The sequence below is a fragment of the Neorhodopirellula pilleata genome, assembly GCF_007859915.1.
GTDB lineage: Bacteria > Planctomycetota > Planctomycetia > Pirellulales > Pirellulaceae > Rhodopirellula > Rhodopirellula pilleata.
Map to the genome: position 1 here is coordinate 296812 of NZ_SJPM01000006.1, position 16445 is coordinate 313256.

Annotated in this window: 12 protein-coding genes; 10 read left to right on the forward strand and 2 right to left on the reverse strand. The window is 56.0% G+C overall.

Features of this window, described 5'->3' with window-relative positions; genetic code table 11:
• Positions 1-199: 199 nt before the first annotated feature.
• From Pla100_RS31630 to Pla100_RS16050, 6 genes are all read left to right on the forward strand, one after another.
• Positions 200-3841, forward strand: a complete 3642-nt coding sequence (locus Pla100_RS31630; RefSeq protein WP_231603121.1) for a PSD1 and planctomycete cytochrome C domain-containing protein — start codon at positions 200-202, stop codon at positions 3839-3841.
• 413 nt (positions 3842-4254) lie between these two features.
• Complete coding sequence (locus tag Pla100_RS16030) at positions 4255-5664, forward strand: DUF1501 domain-containing protein (RefSeq protein ID WP_146578831.1); 1410 nt, start codon at positions 4255-4257, stop codon at positions 5662-5664.
• Positions 5648-7474, forward strand: a complete 1827-nt coding sequence (locus Pla100_RS16035; RefSeq protein ID WP_231603122.1) for a sodium:solute symporter — start codon at positions 5648-5650, stop codon at positions 7472-7474. Before Pla100_RS16030 ends, Pla100_RS16035 begins: the two co-directional genes overlap by 17 nt.
• A gap of 59 nt (positions 7475-7533) precedes the next feature.
• Entirely contained in the window at positions 7534-8568 is a 1035-nt protein-coding gene (locus tag Pla100_RS16040; protein WP_146578698.1) for an aldo/keto reductase, read from the forward strand.
• Positions 8569-8777: 209 nt separating this feature from the next.
• The gene (locus Pla100_RS16045; RefSeq protein ID WP_146578699.1) at positions 8778-9713 is read left to right on the forward strand and encodes a hypothetical protein; all 936 of its coding nucleotides are present in this window, start codon (positions 8778-8780) and stop codon (positions 9711-9713) included.
• A 244-nt stretch (positions 9714-9957) separates the two neighbouring features.
• A complete protein-coding gene (locus tag Pla100_RS16050) occupies positions 9958-10440 on the forward strand; it encodes a PilZ domain-containing protein (protein ID WP_146578700.1) in 483 nt (160 codons plus the stop codon).
• Positions 10441-10519: 79 nt separating this feature from the next.
• On the opposite strand, the gene Pla100_RS16055 is transcribed toward Pla100_RS16050, so the two are convergent.
• The gene (locus tag Pla100_RS16055) at positions 10520-10777 is read right to left on the reverse strand and encodes a hypothetical protein (protein WP_146578701.1); all 258 of its coding nucleotides are present in this window, start codon (positions 10775-10777) and stop codon (positions 10520-10522) included.
• Between the two features lie 317 nt (positions 10778-11094).
• On the opposite strand from Pla100_RS16055, the gene Pla100_RS16060 reads away from it, so the two are divergent.
• The 4 genes from Pla100_RS16060 (at position 11095) to Pla100_RS16075 (ending at position 15142) form a co-directional block, all read left to right on the forward strand.
• Positions 11095-11760, forward strand: coding sequence for a hypothetical protein (locus Pla100_RS16060; protein WP_146578702.1), 666 nt, complete (start codon positions 11095-11097; stop codon positions 11758-11760).
• A 298-nt stretch (positions 11761-12058) separates the two neighbouring features.
• Positions 12059-13168, forward strand: coding sequence for a DUF1559 domain-containing protein (locus Pla100_RS16065; RefSeq protein WP_146578703.1), 1110 nt, complete (start codon positions 12059-12061; stop codon positions 13166-13168).
• The gene (locus tag Pla100_RS16070; protein WP_146578704.1) at positions 13165-14730 is read left to right on the forward strand and encodes a PepSY-associated TM helix domain-containing protein; all 1566 of its coding nucleotides are present in this window, start codon (positions 13165-13167) and stop codon (positions 14728-14730) included. Before Pla100_RS16065 ends, Pla100_RS16070 begins: the two co-directional genes overlap by 4 nt.
• A 1-nt stretch (position 14731) precedes the next feature.
• Positions 14732-15142, forward strand: a complete 411-nt coding sequence (locus Pla100_RS16075; protein ID WP_146578705.1) for a hypothetical protein — start codon at positions 14732-14734, stop codon at positions 15140-15142.
• A 218-nt stretch (positions 15143-15360) separates the two neighbouring features.
• On the opposite strand, the gene Pla100_RS16080 is transcribed toward Pla100_RS16075, so the two are convergent.
• The gene (locus tag Pla100_RS16080; protein ID WP_146578706.1) at positions 15361-16413 is read right to left on the reverse strand and encodes a PAS domain S-box protein; all 1053 of its coding nucleotides are present in this window, start codon (positions 16411-16413) and stop codon (positions 15361-15363) included.
• Positions 16414-16445 lie beyond the last annotated feature (32 nt).

The following is a 16445-nucleotide window of genomic DNA, read 5'->3' on the forward strand; positions in this document are numbered from 1 at the left end:
TTGTCGCATATGATCCTCGACGCAGCAGGGTGTTCAAGGGAAAATGTCATGCAGGCGTCATAATTCCTGGGTTTTCGCATCTTCGCTAGGAAGTGCCTGAACTACGATCGAAATGACGCAATTCGACCTACCAGATTTATCTTCTATTGAGAGCCTATCCGAAATGATTGGCTCGATGGGTTATACTTGGAAGTTGGCGATGAGTTACCAACAAGCTCTAACGGAAAACGATGTGAGAAGATTCCATTTTGATTTGATCATTGTGTTTCTAACGATTTTATTGGGCCTCAGTTATGCTCAAGCGATCGCCGCTGAACCTTTGGCAACTGAACAGCCCGCGACGTCGGGGCAGCTCGAGTTTTTCGAACGCGAAGTGCGTCCGCTATTGGTGGAGCATTGCTATTCCTGTCACAGCGGAACGTCGGAGAAGCTTCAAGCGGGTTTGCGGGTCGACAGCCGCGCGGCATTGCTCGACGGCGGAGATTCGGGAACTGCGATCGTTTCGGGTGACGCCGACGCGAGCCTGTTCATCGAAGCGATTCGCTATGAATCGTACGAGATGCCGCCCAAAGGTAAACTTTCCGATGACGCGATCGAAACATTCGAACGTTGGGTCGAAATGGGGGCGCCCTGGCCGACGGGTGATTCACCGGTGGAGTCCAACGCCGCCCCCGAGTTCGATCTGACCAAACGCAAGGTGGAACACTGGGCGTGGCAACCAGTCTCTGCACCCGAGTTACCGGACGTCCGCGCACGAGCGTGGCCCCGCGCCGGGCTCGATCAGTTCATTCTCGCTCAATTGGAAGACGCCGGATTGCAGCCCGCCGCCGACGCGGATCGTTCGGCCTTAGTTCGCCGCATTTATTTCGACCTGATCGGTCTGCCGCCGACCCGCCAACAGCTTGCCGAAGCGATGGCGGATGAATCTTCCGGCTCGATGGCTCGGCTGGTCGATGACCTGCTCGACTCGCCCCATTTCGGCGAGCGTTGGGGGCGACATTGGTTGGACTTGGTGCGATACGCCGAATCCCGCGGCCACGAGTTCGACAACGACACGCCCAATGCGCATCAGTACCGCGACTACACCATTCGCGCACTCAACGCGGATGTTCCTTACGACCAACTTGTGCGAGAACACATCGCCGGCGATTTGCTTCCCGCGCCGCGACTGAACCCTGAACGAGGTTTCAATGAATCGATCCTGGGGACCGGTTTTTGGTTCCTGGGCGAGTGGGTGCATTCCCCGGTCGACATCCGCAAAGACGAATCGGACCGATTCGACAACATGATCGACGTGATGTCCAAGACGTTCTTAGGCGTGACCGTCGCGTGCGCCCGGTGTCACGACCACAAGTTCGACGCGATCTCGACAGCCGATTACTACTCATTGTCGGGATTCTTGCAGAGCAGCGATTATCGACAGGTTCGTTTCGAATCGATCGAAAAGAACCGCCAAGTGTCCGCGCAATTGGCCCAGCTCGATGCGAAGTATCAACGTCAATTGCGTGACTTGCTGGACGCCGAAGGGGTCGCATTCCCCCGGCAAATGAGTTACCTCGAAGACGAAGCGATTATCGTCGATTACGGCAACGTCCCGCAGTCGCAGTTCATGCAAGACGGATTTGCGTTCGGCCGATCGTCGCATCGACAGGGCGTCGCCTATTTTGATTTTGAGGAACCGAACTCCGTGCGAATCGCCTCACACGGGGCGGCCGTCAGTGATGCGTTTTGGAACGGATTACAATCGATTAACGAAGGCACGGTTCGAAACCAAAGCAAGGTCGCGGCACTACCCAAGAGCGGCCGGACATTGCGGACGCCCACGTTCGAACTACGTGGCGGCGACTTTCAGTCGCCGAATCTCGAAACGTCGACTGAAAGTCGACGCCACGGTGAAAGCTCGTTACACTCCGTTGGCAACGTCAGCATCCTGGTTCACGGAACCGGTCACGTCGTCGCTTGCGTCGATTCTCACCGATTGGTCGCCGGTCCGCTTCACGGTGAGACCATCCAGCCGATCGATGCCAAAGAAGAACGCTGGGTTACGTTGAACCTCAAGCGATACGTCGGTCATCGGCTGCACCTCGAGTTCGTTCCGGCACCGGATGCCCGGCTATCGGTCCGCATGGCGGTTCAAGGCCTCGACGGCGACGGACTCAAAGAGATCCAACAACGTCTCGCTGCGACGACGCGACCGTTCGAAAAGTACGCAGCCGAAGCCGAAGCGATACTCGGGAAAACTGGTAGCTATAAAGAACAGGTTTTCGCGGATTTCGAATCGGGAACCTACGACGGTTGGTCGGCGACCGGCGAAGCGTTCGGCGAAGGGCCTCAAACCCTAGAAACCATCGGCAGTTATCAAGGCAAGATCAACGGCGTCGGTAAGTATTTTGTGAACTCGCATAACATCCGTGGCGGCGGAGACGTCCAGCGGGGCGACAACCTAACCGGCACGCTGACATCGCGGCCGTTCGTCATTGACTTTGACAAGATCCAGTTTTGGGTCGGTGGCGGAGCCCATCGCGAGAAAACCTGCGTCAATTTGCTGGTCAACGGCGAACGTGTTCTCTCCACAACCGGCAGCAACAACAATCAGATGTCGCTCAAGTCATGGGATGTCCGCCAGTTTGCGGGCAAGGAAGCTCGCATCGAAGTCGTCGACAAACATACGTCCGGTTGGGGGAACATCGGAATCGATCACATCGTGTTCTTGAAACACCTCGACGGTTCGGATGCCAACGCCGGCGGGAATCCGGCGGCCCAGCGAATCGTCGACGCATGGCGGAAGGAACGAACCGAACTGACCGCTCAAGTTGTTCGCCAGTCACGACTCGCACCGGCGATGATGGATGGCACCGGCGAAGACGATCGCGTGTTGATCCGCGGCAATTCGTCCAAGCCAGGCGAATTGGAACCGCGACATTTCTTGACCGCGATCTCGGGCGACGAACCGATGCGGATCGGTGCGGGCAGCGGACGCCTTGAATTAGCCGAACACATCAACAATCCGTCCAACCCGCTGACCTCGCGGGTGATCGTCAACCGAATTTGGCATCATTTGATGGGACGCGGCATTGTGCCGACGACGGACGATTTTGGCGTGCTCGGACAACGCCCCTCGCATCCGGAATTGCTCGATCATTTGGCGACCGAGTTCGTTCGCGACGGCCAAAGTATCAAGCGGATGATCCGTCGGATCGTGTTGTCTCGCACCTATCAAATGTCCAGTCACGCGGACGCCCAAGCGATCCAAATCGATCCGAAGAACATGCTGTGGCACCATCGACCACCGAAGCGACTCGAGGGAGAAATCATCCGGGACACGATCCTAGCGTTATCAGGTCGACTGGATCCGAATCCCTTCGGCCCCCCGGTACCGATTCATTTAACCGCGTTCATGGACGGTCGTGGTCGGCCGGGGACGAGCGGTCCGCTCGACGGCGACGGACGACGATCGATTTACATTGCGGTGCGCCGGAATTTTTTATCGCCGTTCATGTTGACCTTCGACACACCGGTGCCGTTCAGCACGATGGGACGTCGTAATGTGTCCAACGTTCCGGCCCAGTCATTAATCTTGATGAACGATCCGTTTGTCGTCGAGCAGGCTCGCAAATGGGCCGAGCGGGTCGTGCAATCGGGTTCCAGCACGCAGGCCAACGTCATCGCGATGTACGAATCCGCGCTCGCTCGCGAGCCGACCGATGCAGAGCTTCAAATCGCGTTGCCATTCCTCGGCGAGTCAACGGTTGATTCGGTTGCGTCAGAAACTGTCATTGAGCGTTGGAGTCATTTCGCACACGCTCTGATCAATACCAAAGAGTTTATTTTTCTACGATGAGCGTTCAAAACACCCTCGTTCCCAGGCTCCGGCCCCCTTTATACCCCACATTTTTCTTTGACCCCCACGAGCTCGTCTCGTGGGTGAATAAGGTTCGCAAGCTAGACACAGACGCCCTCCCAGTCCACAGAGTTTCACTTGTGCTCGCCGCTTGAAGCGGCGAGCACAAGTGAAACTCTGTGGTTTGCGCAAAAGTGTCTAGCTTGCCAACCTCGGTTTCCTGCCAGACGAGCTGGCAGGGGAACGATACATGATGACTTGTGTAGAACAAAGAGGGCGGGAGCTTGGGAACCAGTGGCCAGCGGTTCCTGCGCATGCTCTGACTAAGACCAAAAAGGTTGTTTTCCTCCATGAATATTGCTAACCCATACCCCTGCCAACGTTATCAATCGCGGCCGGTTTCGCGACGTGAGATGTTGACGCGAAGTGCCAGCGGATTCGGCGCGATCGCGTTGGCTGCGCTGAGCCGTGACCCGGCGTTCGGGGCAACGTCGTTAAGTGACACGCCGCTGAAGCGGACCGCTCCGGGCGTCGCGGGACACGGCACGCATCACGCACCGCGCGCGAAGAATGTCATCTTCCTGTATATGGACGGCGGCCCCTCGCAAGTCGACACGTTCGATCCCAAACCGGCACTCGACAAACACAACGGCCAGGACCCCGGCAAGATGTTCAACGTCGAGCCGACACAGTTCAATAACAACGGCACGATCCTTGCCAGCCCGTGGAAGTTCAACCAGTACGGCGAATCGGGGATCCCGGTCAGCGAGTTGTTCCCCCACGTGGCGACCTGTGTCGATGAACTCGCGGTGATCCGGTCGATGGTCTCAGAGTTCCCCGAACATACATTTGCAAACTACTTCCTGCACACCGGCAGTGGACTGCAAGGCCGGCCGAGCATGGGTGCTTGGGTCAACTATGGTCTCGGCAGCGAGTGTCAAAACCTGCCCGGATTTGTCGTCATCAATGGCGGCCTGATCCCGCCGGGAGGCCTGGACTGTTTTGGCAGCGGGTTCTTGCCGGCCAGTTATCAAGGTTCGGTTTTCAAGCCGACCGGAAGCGGGGTGGCGAACATCGAACGAACCGAGTCGAGCGCCGAGCAACAGCGGGTGAAGTTGGATTTGATCCGCCAACTTGACGGTCTCGGGATGGAGCAGTTCGGGCATCACGACAGTCTCGAATCGGCGATCCGAAATTATGAACTCGCCTACGCAATGCAAATGGCCGTTCCCGATTTGATGTCGCTCAAGGACGAACCTGAATCGATCCGGGAAATGTATGGAATGAACGCGGAGTATGGTCCGACGCGAACGTACGCGGCGCAGTGTTGTTTGGCGCGGCGGATGATCGAGCAAGGCGTGCGATTTGTCGAGTTGACCTGCCCGCAAGTGGGCGGCGATCGTTGGGACCAGCACTCCAATTTGAAAGACGGTCACGAAAACAACGCCCGCGCGGTTGATCAACCGATAGCGGCGCTACTGAAAGACCTGCGGGCTCGCGGGCTGCTCGATGAAACGTTGGTCGTGTGGGCCGGTGAGTTCGGCCGGACGCCTTTCGCCCAAGGCCAGAACGGCCGCGATCACAACCCATTCGGCTTTACCGTTTGGATGGCTGGCGGCGGCGTGAAGCCGGGAACGGTTTACGGGGCGACGGACGAGTTCGGCTACAAGGCGATCGAGAACCGCACGGAAATTCATGACCTGCACGCGACCATGTTGCATCTTCTCGGCGTCGATCACACACGATCGACGTTCCGCTTCGGCGGTCGCGACATGCGATTGACGGACGTGAAAGGACACGTGGTGCATGACGTCATCGCTTAAGCTTCGCGTCGAAGACGCTTGGCTGCCCGCGTTGGATTGGCCGCGTGTTGATCAAAACTCCGTTTGGTTCTGCGGTGCCATTGATCCGAGTTCATCGGTCGAGGGGATCGGTGGCGTTCGCGTTCATTTGAGTACGATCGATATCGTGATGGCGGTTTGCTATTTGATCGGTATCGTCGCGATCGGTCTGTTTGCGGCTTGGCATCACAAGAAAAAACAAGGCGCGGCGGACGAGTATTTTTTGGCCGGCAACAGCCTCGGTTGGGCGAGCATCGGAATGGCGCTTTTCGCAACCAACATTTCGACGCTGCATCTGGTTAGCCTCGCGCAGAACGGCTTCGACACCGGATTGCTCAATGGCAACTTCGAGTGGATGGCAGGTTTCACATTGGTGCTGCTGGGGTTGTTCTTTGCGCCCTTTTACATCCGCGCGGGTGTGTCGACGTTGCCGGACTTTCTCGAGCGGCGTTACAACCGCGTTTGTCGCGACGTGCTCGCATTCGTCTCGATCATGACGGCAATCGTGATCCACATCGCGTTCGCGTTGTTGACCGGTGGGATCATCTTGGAAGAATTGCTCGAAATTCCGATGATGTACAGCATCATCGTGCTGTGTGTGCTGACGGGCATTTACACCATCGTCGGTGGGTTGCTCGCGGTGGTGGTGACCGAGTGCATTCAAACGGTCGTGTTGTTGCTCGGGGCCGCCTTGATTACGGGCGTTGCCTTTTGGCAATTAGGCGGCAGCTCCGGTGCACCGGGTGGTTGGGACGGGTGGCAGAATTTTCTGGCGATCCTGGAACGGGAGGACGCGGGCGAGAAACTGTCGATGTTGCGACCGCACGGCGACAAAGACGGCATGCCTTGGTATTCCGTTTTGCTCGGTTATCCGGTTCTCGGCATTTGGTACTGGTGCGCCGATCAAACGATCGTGCAGCGCGTCCTCGGGGCCAAGAGCGAATGGCACGCCCGGCAGGGACCTGTGTTCGCGGGCGTGTTGAAGATCTTGCCGGTGTTTTTGTTCGTTCTTCCCGGGTTGATGGCATACGCATTGTTCCGCGACGGGCGATTGGATCTTTCGTTGATTACCGTCGACGGTGTGGTTGAGTCCAAAGGGATCTATGCCAGCATGATCACGGAATTGCTCCCGCTCGGCTTCCGTGGTGTGCTCGTTGCCGCGTTGATGGCGGCGTTGATGAGCACGGTATCGGGAGCACTCAATTCGATTTCGACCTTGGTCAGCTATGACATTGTTCGGCGGATTCGTCCGTCGATCGACGACCTCGCGTTGGTGAGAGTGGGCCGGATCGCCGCCGGCGTGGCTTTGGTCATCGCGGTGGCGTTGGTCCCGGCACTGAATCTGTTCGAAAGCATTTTCAACGGCATGGCGAGTATCATCTCACATATCGCGCCGCCGATCACGTGCGTGTTGGTATTGGGCGTGTTTTGGCGTGGGGCCAGTTCGATCGCGGCGGCAACGACCTTGATCGGCGGCTCCTTGCTCGGGACCGCCGTGTTCGCAATCAACACACTGCATCCGACGGGGATGCTCAACCAGATCCCGGGCGGGTTCATGATGATGGCATTTACGTTGTTCGTGATCTGTGTGATCGCTCAAGTCGCGATCAGTTTGCTTTGGCCGGATACGGCTCGGACGTCGGTGGCCGGTCAACCGCGTGGTGCCGAATTGGCTTGGGAAACACCGTTGGCAGCGCTGAAGATCGTCTCCGGCAGCGGACTCAGCGACCCTCGGGTTTCGTCGGCGTGTCTGATCGCGGTGATGGTGGTTTTATATTGGTGGTTTCAATGATGATGCGTCGCATTTTGATCACCAGCTTTGAAGTTCTCGAATAGGAAAAAGGGTCAGTAGTGCAAACAAGGCGACTGGGACGAACCGATTTGGACGTCAGCGTGTTGTCGATCGGCGGGTTGTACACCTCGTCGCTCGCGGGCGGTGAATCCGAAACACGCCGGATCATGGGGCGAGCGATGGAGCTCGGGATTAACGCGATTGACACCGCACCGGCCTATGCGGACAGCGAAGCGACCGTCGGGCAAGCGATCCGAGGAATGGACGCACCGCTTGTCATGACGACCAAACTCGGCGGTCGTCCACAACCGTTCGATCCGCAAGATATCGATGCGTTGCGAAATTCCGTCGACGAAAGCCTTCGGTTGCTCGGTCGAGATTGCATCGAAGTTTTGATGATCCACGAGCCCGACCGACCGCAGCAATACCCATGGTGGACCGGTTACGATCCGCTCGAAGGCCCGGCACTGGACTTGATCGACGAGTTAAAACGTGAGGGAAAGATTCGCTATTGCGGGTTGGCGGGTACGACCGTGACGGAGATGACGTCGTTGGTCGAAAGCGGCCGATTTGATGTCGTGTTGACGGCGTTCAATTACAACGTCCTGTATCGCGAGGCGAAAGATTCGGTACTCGCCGCAGCGACTCGTCATGACATGGGAATCGTGCTCGGATCCGCACTTGGCCAAGGCTTCTTGGCCCGACGCGCCGACGAAGAAATTCGCCGCCGACCGATCTGGCTGTCCCAATCACGTCAGCGGCAGTTCGGGGAATATTATCGATTGCTCGATGAATCCGGGATCAGTGCAGTGGAAATGTGTTTGCGGTTCGCGATCTCTGATCCGAACGTCTCCACGATCCCGGTCGGATGCAAGACGGTCGAGCATCTCGAAGCGAGCGTCACGGCAGTCGAAAAAGGGCCGTTGCCGATCGATGTGCTATCGCGTTTGGATGAAATCGCCGCGATGGTTCCGACCCGTCCTTTTGAAGAACCCATGATCCTGCCATTTGGCAAGAGTTACTTCGGTCCCGGCATCGCGAACATGGGCGCTGCCGTTCAAGTCGGAAAGCTGTCGCTATCGGCGGTTGATTGATGCAAACCTCTTCGTTCATTAGGTCAGCGACCGATGCAAACCACAAAAATGGTCAACGACGACTCGTTCCGATTCATCAGCGTCTCGTTTTATTGTATCTCGCTCGTTCCCTCTCCCGCATTCCAGTCAGGGTTTCCGCGATTTTCAGAAAACAGTTCGTGGGCGGCCATCCGACCGAGTTTGATTCACACACAACAGGACATTCAACGATGAGTAAACACTGGGTTCTAGCGTTCTTCGCATTGGGCATCTTGACGCAAGTATCGCACGCACACGAGATCGCCCATCGGTTCCTTGCATGTGGAGCGAAGACGTACATCATGGAAACCGATGGAAAGGCATCATGGACCTATCCAAGTAGTACGCGGGACGGATACGTGCTCGACGACGGCCGCATCGTCTTAACGCTCAGCAAATCACGCTACTATCCCGGCGGAGCAGTCGTGGAAATCAGTGAGGATGGGAACGAGACGTTGATTTGGAAAGGAACCCAATCCGAAGTCAACAGCGCCCACCCGACCGGCGATGGGACGTATGTCATTACTGAGGCGGGACCGCGTCCACGACTCTTGGAGATCGATGCCAACGGAAACGTCCTCGTCGAATTTCCGCTTTCGTGCCAGAAATCAAATCACCACCTGCAAACCCGGATGGCCCGAAAGCTAGCCGATGGAACCTACTTGGTACCACATCTGTTGGACTTTGCGGTGAAGCAATACGACAAGCACGGGACCGTGTTGAGTGAACTCGACACAACCGTCGACGGCGACGAGAAACGTTCGATTCATTCTTGGCCGTTCACCGCGATCCGCCATGGTGACGGGCACACGTTGGTGTGTTGTACCAACGGAAACCGCGTCGTCGACTTTGACGCGTCGGGCAACGTGGTATGGGAATTGACCAACGACGACCTCCCGGGGTCGTGGTTGCAAGACCCGTGCGGAGGGCAAGTGCTGCCCAACGGCAACGTGGTGATCACCAACTACGCGGGCGGACGCAAAGACCCACACGCGCCCAAATTGATCGAAGTCAACCGCGACAAGAAAGTGATTTGGACGTACTCCGACGGCCAATCCGTCGGCATCCATCATTTCCAAATCCTTACGACGAACGACCAAAGGATCAAAAGCCCAGCGATGAAATGATGAATTCCTTCAGCCTGCGTTTCGACCGAAGACTCCAATGTTTTCCCGGTCCGGTGAGGTAGACCAATCGAACTGGGCCGTCAATTACTCGGAATAATCGCTTTAAACGAATCTAAAAGAGGGGTACATACGCGAATATGTTAGGTATGTATGTACACCCACCCGGTCTCATGCTGATGCATGAATTAGTTCGTCGAATCTCTCGGTTGCGTTATGGAAGTTTCAATCACGCCAGGATAGCACTGTGTTTGGCCAGAAAGGAAGTAGCGAAGTCGACGTGCGCCGGGCGATGACACGAATCATCAACCAGTCGTTCGACTTGATGAACCGAGTTCAGGGCGATGGTCCCGTCGCGAGCGAGAAGCGTGCCGATTCTCGGTCACAACGTGTCATGTCGGCTTTTGTGATGCCGTGCTCTGGCAAGCCTTTCGCCAGTGGTGAACTGATCCAAACGGTTTTGGTTGTCGACGTGTCAAGCTACGGCATGTCCGCTGTTTTTTTGGAGAGGGTCGCTGTTGACGATCAATTCATCTTTATGTTCGGACCGAACGATGCACGGCAATTCTTTCGGGGACGTTGCGTCCGAATCGAGCACATCGGATTGGGCGCATTTCGATGCGGGATCAGTTTGCTCGAGGTGCTTAAGAACGCAAACTATCAAGCGATCATTCAATACGCCGACGCGTTAGAAACAAGTATCGACGACGCTCTCGTATCGAGTCCGTGAAGATACGTCGAGCCGGATCGAAACTTCATTTGGCGTCGTATTGATCAATCTTTATCGCGAATGAACTCTGCACAACGGCCTATTTGCGACGTTTGGCTGCTGCGATCAACGCGTCGACTTCCAAGACATGTTCGTAGGGCAATCGACGGCGTTGATGCTTGTTCGCCACGAGTTCTCGTAAGGTTTCAAGATCCTCAAGTGAAATGGCGGGATCGTAGGTCCATTCGTCATCCGACTTGAGTTTCGACTGGATCTTCCATCCATTGCTCAATCGAGTGACACGGACCATTCGAATGTGGCCTTCGTCAGTCGTCTCTCGCCACTCGTGCTTCTTCATGATTCATGCTTTTGCTGTAATAGGTGCGTTCTTGATCAGAGTGGTAGATGAGAATGTTTTTATCAAGACTGGTTGTTTTTCAACGTCAAGATATTCCCAAAAGTTGTTCGAACAACCCACTTGGGTGGCGTGTCCCAAGTGCTTGATCACTCCCAGATTCCTTGGATACAGAGAAATAATAAGCCTATACGCGAGAAATACGAGGAAAACGCCAACCACATTTCGGATCGGCACTTAGCCATTGACTTTGGCTCGGGTCGCTACCATCATTGGCGGTGTGAGGAGCGAGCGTCTGTTATCCTTGGCGATTGTACGCTTTGACTGAATTGATCCGAATTTCGATCCGCGACGGTCGGCCGCGACGGGGCGTTTTGTGGCTATTGCTGCTGATGCTTGTCGTTGCGCTGACCGGATTCGTCGCCGTCCCGAGGTTTCCCTCCAAGCGGGGCGAAACGACCGAGCGGTTCCCTTGTGAGGGCTGTCCTTGCGGATGCTCCAGCGCCGAGTACTGCTGGGATCGATGCTGCTGCCACTCGGACCAAGAAAAACTGCAGTGGGCGCACCGCAATGCAGTGACCCCGCCGGAGTTTCTGGTGCAGCGAGTCGCTGCTGCGAGTGACCACTTCGCTTCGTCCCCGATCAGGAAATCTTGCTGCGGTGCGTGCACCGCATCCACCTCGACGGATGATTCCTGCGAAGATCGTTCTGCTTGCCATACCGCAGTTAGCGATTGCCAAGCCGAAGACGCACGTGACGATCAAGGCGGTAAGGATCATTCCTTGGACGATGGTTCGAAGTTAGTACTGATGTGGAAAGCGGCCGAGTGTCGCGGGCTGAAGTACTTCTGGTCGATGCTGGCAGCCACCTACGTTTCGTTGGCTACCGATGCGTTTGTTTTCGATTCACCTTGCTCGGGTTGGGTCGTCGTGTTTGATCAGCACGCATTCTCGCGTGCGATGTGCCCGGATCCTCCGGTCCCCTAGGTTTGGCTTCGCCTGGCAGCGTCTCGCTGCCATTTCTGATTGCGAATTGCCCACCGACGCGATGCGGTGCAACGGAATTTTCGTGTTTCCGGTGCAGCGACGCGCAATTATTAACGCTTCCATTGCCGGAGATCGGCGACGGCTCGTTCCTCACACCAACGTGGTTTTCGTCCCTTTGGCGTGGAAGCGACTTTTAACTGGCTATCTCGATGACAGCGCCATTGATGATGGCGTTATCGATGCGTGTTTCATCACCGCTCGAATGATCCCAAACCTAGACTCATTCTCTATCAAAACCATGAATACCAAACCCTCAACGCCAACAACGCGATTTGCGTTTACCTTGATTGAACTACTCGTCGTGATCGCCATCATAGGCATCTTGATCGGACTGTTGTTGCCCGCTGTTCAGGCCGCACGCGAAGCCGCACGACGAATGAGTTGCAGCAACAACTTCCGTCAAATCGGATTAGCGCTGCACAACTATGAATCGACTTACAAAGTGTTGCCACCTTCGGGACGACAGGACGCGGATTTCTCGGTCCAAGCACGGATCTTGCCTTACATCGAACAGTCCGGGTTGGACTCACAACTGCATTTCGATGTGCCGGCGTTTTCCGGAGGTTGGTCGGGCAAGGTGCCTCACCCCAGCAACGCGGACGCGTTCGCGACCGCCGTCGCGACCTATCTGTGCCCGAGCGATCCTGGAGCCTCGCGAACGATCGTTTCGGTCAGCGGAACCGACTATACCTATGGATGCCTCAATTACATGGCGAGCTACGGTAGCAACCGCGACCAAAATTATGACTTTCGTTGGAAAACCGACGGCATGTTTTTCGAGCCTCATGGGGTGAAGTTCAATCATGTTCTCGACGGGTTATCCAACACGGTCATGATGAGCGAAACGGTACGTAGCGAAGGCCCCGATCAAACGTTGCCGGCAGGGCAACTCCCTCGTCGTCCCTATCCGCTGACGCTTAATGGATCATCAGGGGTCGGTACCGCGCTAATGCCCGTTCAAGGGATGGAAGCGACCGGCGGGCCGTGGACCGCCTACGTCAACGCGGACGGCAACATCACGAACCCGGATGTGAGTTCGTTTTGGAATACGTTCACGAACTGGCGGGGCGGATCGAGCCCCGCGATCCGAGGCCGCGGCATGAGTTGGGCGTTCACCGGTGCGATTAATTCGATGACCAACGGATACCTGTCCCCGAACAGCCCCACCCCTGACATTGTCACGCACTGGACGGGGTATTTTGCGCCACGCAGCTATCACACCGGTGGTGCGAATCTGTTGTTTGCCGATGGGTCGATTCATTTCTTGACCGACAGCACCGACACCGAACTACATCGCGATCTACACAGTGCCAACGGCCGAGAAGTCATTGAAGGTTTCGATCCATGAATGAGTCGATCAGTGATCAGCGATCACCCGGACAAGATGGTTCACCGACAAGCCGACGCCGTTGGCCCGACTACATGACGGTCTGGCGGTGGCATTTTTATGCCGGCTTGTTTTGCATTCCGTTCGTGCTCGTCCTCTCGATTACGGGGACTATCTTCCTGTTTCGTCCTCAAATCGAAGCGTGGGAAGAACGCGAACTGGATCGACTCATCGGCGACCAACCCGCGATGTCGTATGCCGATCAAGTCCTCGCCGCTCAGCGTGAGACGAACGGATGGTTAGCGGCATTGGAAGTTGTCAGTGAACCGGCAACGAACCCCGGACACACTTCCGCAACGAGAGTCATCGTCGAAGCCGACGGGCAACGCTTACGGACTTACGTCGATCCGTTCACGGGTGAAGTACGGCGGGTGATCAACGAATCGGAAAGGTTCATCCGTTTCATTCGCCAAATCCACGGCGAATTAATGTTGGGCAAGCGAGGCTCATACCTCGTCGAGTTGGCGGCAAGTTGGACGATCATCATGGTCGTCACCGGTGCTGTGCTGTGGATGCCGCGGCGAGCCCGTTTGGCCGGCGTGGTTTACCCAAGAATCACGAGAAAAGGCAAAGTGTTCTGGAAGGACTTGCACAGCGTCGTCGGATTTTGGAGTGCCGGGCTGATCGTATTCTTGATCGCGACTGGTTTGCCCTGGTCGACCTTTTGGGGCGATTACTTCAAATCGATCCGAAAGTGGACGGGCACCTCCGTGGCACGTCAAAGCTGGGATGGCGGTCACGCCGAACACGACGCTGCGGACACGGAATCGGAACTCGTTCACAAAGGGAACGAAGAGCACAAAGGGCACAAAGGGCACGGCGAGCACAATGGACACGAAGCCCGACCGAAAGTCAAACCGAGTCGTCAACCTGCCTGGCGAGCTAGCGCAGTCGACCCTGATACCTACCAAGCTGAAGAGATTAATGCCGCCGCCGATTACGCCAAGACGTTGAATTGGCTTCCACCGGTCGAGATCAGTCCGCCTGCGGATGGATCGAGTGTTTGGACCATTCAATCCACCACCGCAAATCGTCCCCATCGACAATCGATGAAGTGGGACGCCCGAACAGGCTCCGTCGTCAGCCGAGAAACGTTTTCCGACAAACATTGGGTCGACCAAATGGTCGGGCAAGGGATCGCGCTGCATGAAGGACAGCGTTTCAGTGATCGATCCTTCGGTTGGATTAACCAGGCAGTCGCTCTATTTGCCACCACATCGTTGGTGATGCTCTCGTGCAGTGGAGTGGTACTCTGGTGGCGACGTCGACGCCAAGGTCACGTGAGCGAAAGTTCGTCGGGGTTGCATCCTCCGGGAGTGAAAACCACGTCCGATCCCGTCGTGCTATCTCGGGCACGGACACTTGCGGTGATTGGCGTCGCGATCGCGTTGGCGACCTATCTTCCGCTGTTCGGCCTGTCGCTTGTGATCGTCCTGGTCGCCGATCGAATGTTGACGCGTTTGTCACCCCGGGCAAGCCGCTGGCTCGGTCGCCATACTCCTTCGGCTGCGATGGGAGCCTAAAATGAAACGAATCACAATCGTGGTGTGGATGGTCGCGTTTGGGACGACCGTGTTGACAGGATGTTCCGACGAAGCCGTCCCGATCGTGGGCGGAACCTTGGGAACCATGACGAGCGACGGGAAGCCGATGAGCCAGATGGAGCTAACGTTCTATCCCGATTCGTTATCCACCGACTCACCGATCGCCTACGGTGCGGTGCAGTCGGACGGTTCGTTCGAGTTGGTCAACGCCGCTCGTAATGGAGCCATTAACCTTGAGGCAGGCCATTATCGAGTCACTGTGGAATCTCTCGGCGCGGACGTCGAGATCCCGCCGCACTATGCCGACCCGGGAAAAACCAAGTTACGCATCGAGCATGTTCCTCCCGCGCCGATCGCAATCGAAGCACCAGGCTTGTCCAAAGGAATGTGAGGTAGCAGAAACAGAACAGAATGTGTGCCACCGCGTCACATCTCAATGCGGGATGCCCCTCAATTCCTTAATTCTCGCTTGCTCGTAGTCATTCTGTGGACGATATGGATTCAGGGCAACTCGCATAACTCGGTCAGTGTCGAATCGTCTTACGAAGGGGGCATACTTCGAATCTCGTGACACTGACCGAGTATGCTTTTTGTCAGCGAACCACGTGGTCATCGGACCAGCATCTCTGCCGTCAGAGAGATTCGAACAAGTTCGGCAAGGCTTCGAACGCCGAGTTTTTTCATCAAGTTGGATCGATGCCGTTCGACCGTCTTGTCGCTGATATCAAGGCGTTTGGCGATCTCTTTATTCATCGCACCTGAAACCACCCAATCGAAAACCTCGCGTTCACGATCCGAAAGTAGTTCAAGCTTCGCGTTGGCGGCAGTCGCATTCTTGATCAATTCTTCAGAACGCTTTCGGTGAGTGATATCGATCGTCAGGCATCTCAACCCAAGAAAAGTTCCGACACTGTCAAAGATCGGACTGGACGAAGAGAGCAGCCAAACTTCGTATCCAAGACGATGTTTCAGTTTCGCTTCATGGACAAAAGCCATTTCCCGCCGATGCTCACCTAATTGATTCGCGGTGATCCTTGCCGCTTCAGCATCCATCAAGTCGAAGATACTCTTTCCGACCAAATCAGTAGCCGAATATCCGAGCATCCTGGCCGCCGACTCGTTCAGTTGCAGGTAACGACCGGCGGGGCTGATAAAAACAACGCCTTCGGCAGTCGACTCGACCATTTGCCGCAACTGCTGTTCGCGAACATGCAGCGACTTATTGGAAGCTTGCAGTTCCGAAGCCAACCTTTTCTCATTTGATATGTCCATCACCAACGTCGACAGCGTCCCAACCGACTCAACCGTCGAGGAGTCACGAGTGAAGCTCAAGCGTATCCAATGGCACCCCGATTCGGATGAAGCGAGCTGGTAGTCGTACTGCAGTCCCACATCATACTTCGCACTGAGTTGGCATACGTCAGCGAAGAAACGCTGTCGACAATCTTCCGCCAGCAACAGACCAAAGGATCGGCCGATAACCTCATTCGAAAGACGTCCAACCATTTGTTGGAACGAAGTATTCGCGTAGAGAATCCGATAGTCGGCACGGTCAAATGCAACGCCCCCCAATCCGAATCGACTGCAGTACTCGCCAATCGAAATGAAAGGATCTCCCCGAGGGTCAACTCGAATTGAGAGCGGATTCGAGGTGGGATTCATAGGCTCGCGCTTTACGTGTACTTCCCGATGGC

Coding starts and splice junctions, on each gene's coding strand:
- Pla100_RS16035 (WP_231603122.1), top strand. CDS start 5,648: ATGACGTCATCGCTTAAGCTTCGCGTCGAAGACGCTTGGCTGCCCGCG.
- Pla100_RS16075 (WP_146578705.1), top strand. CDS start 14,732: ATGAAACGAATCACAATCGTGGTGTGGATGGTCGCGTTTGGGACGACC.
- Pla100_RS16055 (WP_146578701.1), bottom strand. CDS start 10,777: ATGAAGAAGCACGAGTGGCGAGAGACGACTGACGAAGGCCACATTCGA.
- Pla100_RS16065 (WP_146578703.1), top strand. CDS start 12,059: ATGAATACCAAACCCTCAACGCCAACAACGCGATTTGCGTTTACCTTG.
- Pla100_RS16070 (WP_146578704.1), top strand. CDS start 13,165: ATGAATGAGTCGATCAGTGATCAGCGATCACCCGGACAAGATGGTTCA.
- Pla100_RS16080 (WP_146578706.1), bottom strand. CDS start 16,413: ATGAATCCCACCTCGAATCCGCTCTCAATTCGAGTTGACCCTCGGGGA.
- Pla100_RS16045 (WP_146578699.1), top strand. CDS start 8,778: ATGAGTAAACACTGGGTTCTAGCGTTCTTCGCATTGGGCATCTTGACG.
- Pla100_RS31630 (WP_231603121.1), top strand. CDS start 200: ATGAGTTACCAACAAGCTCTAACGGAAAACGATGTGAGAAGATTCCAT.
- Pla100_RS16030 (WP_146578831.1), top strand. CDS start 4,255: ATGTTGACGCGAAGTGCCAGCGGATTCGGCGCGATCGCGTTGGCTGCG.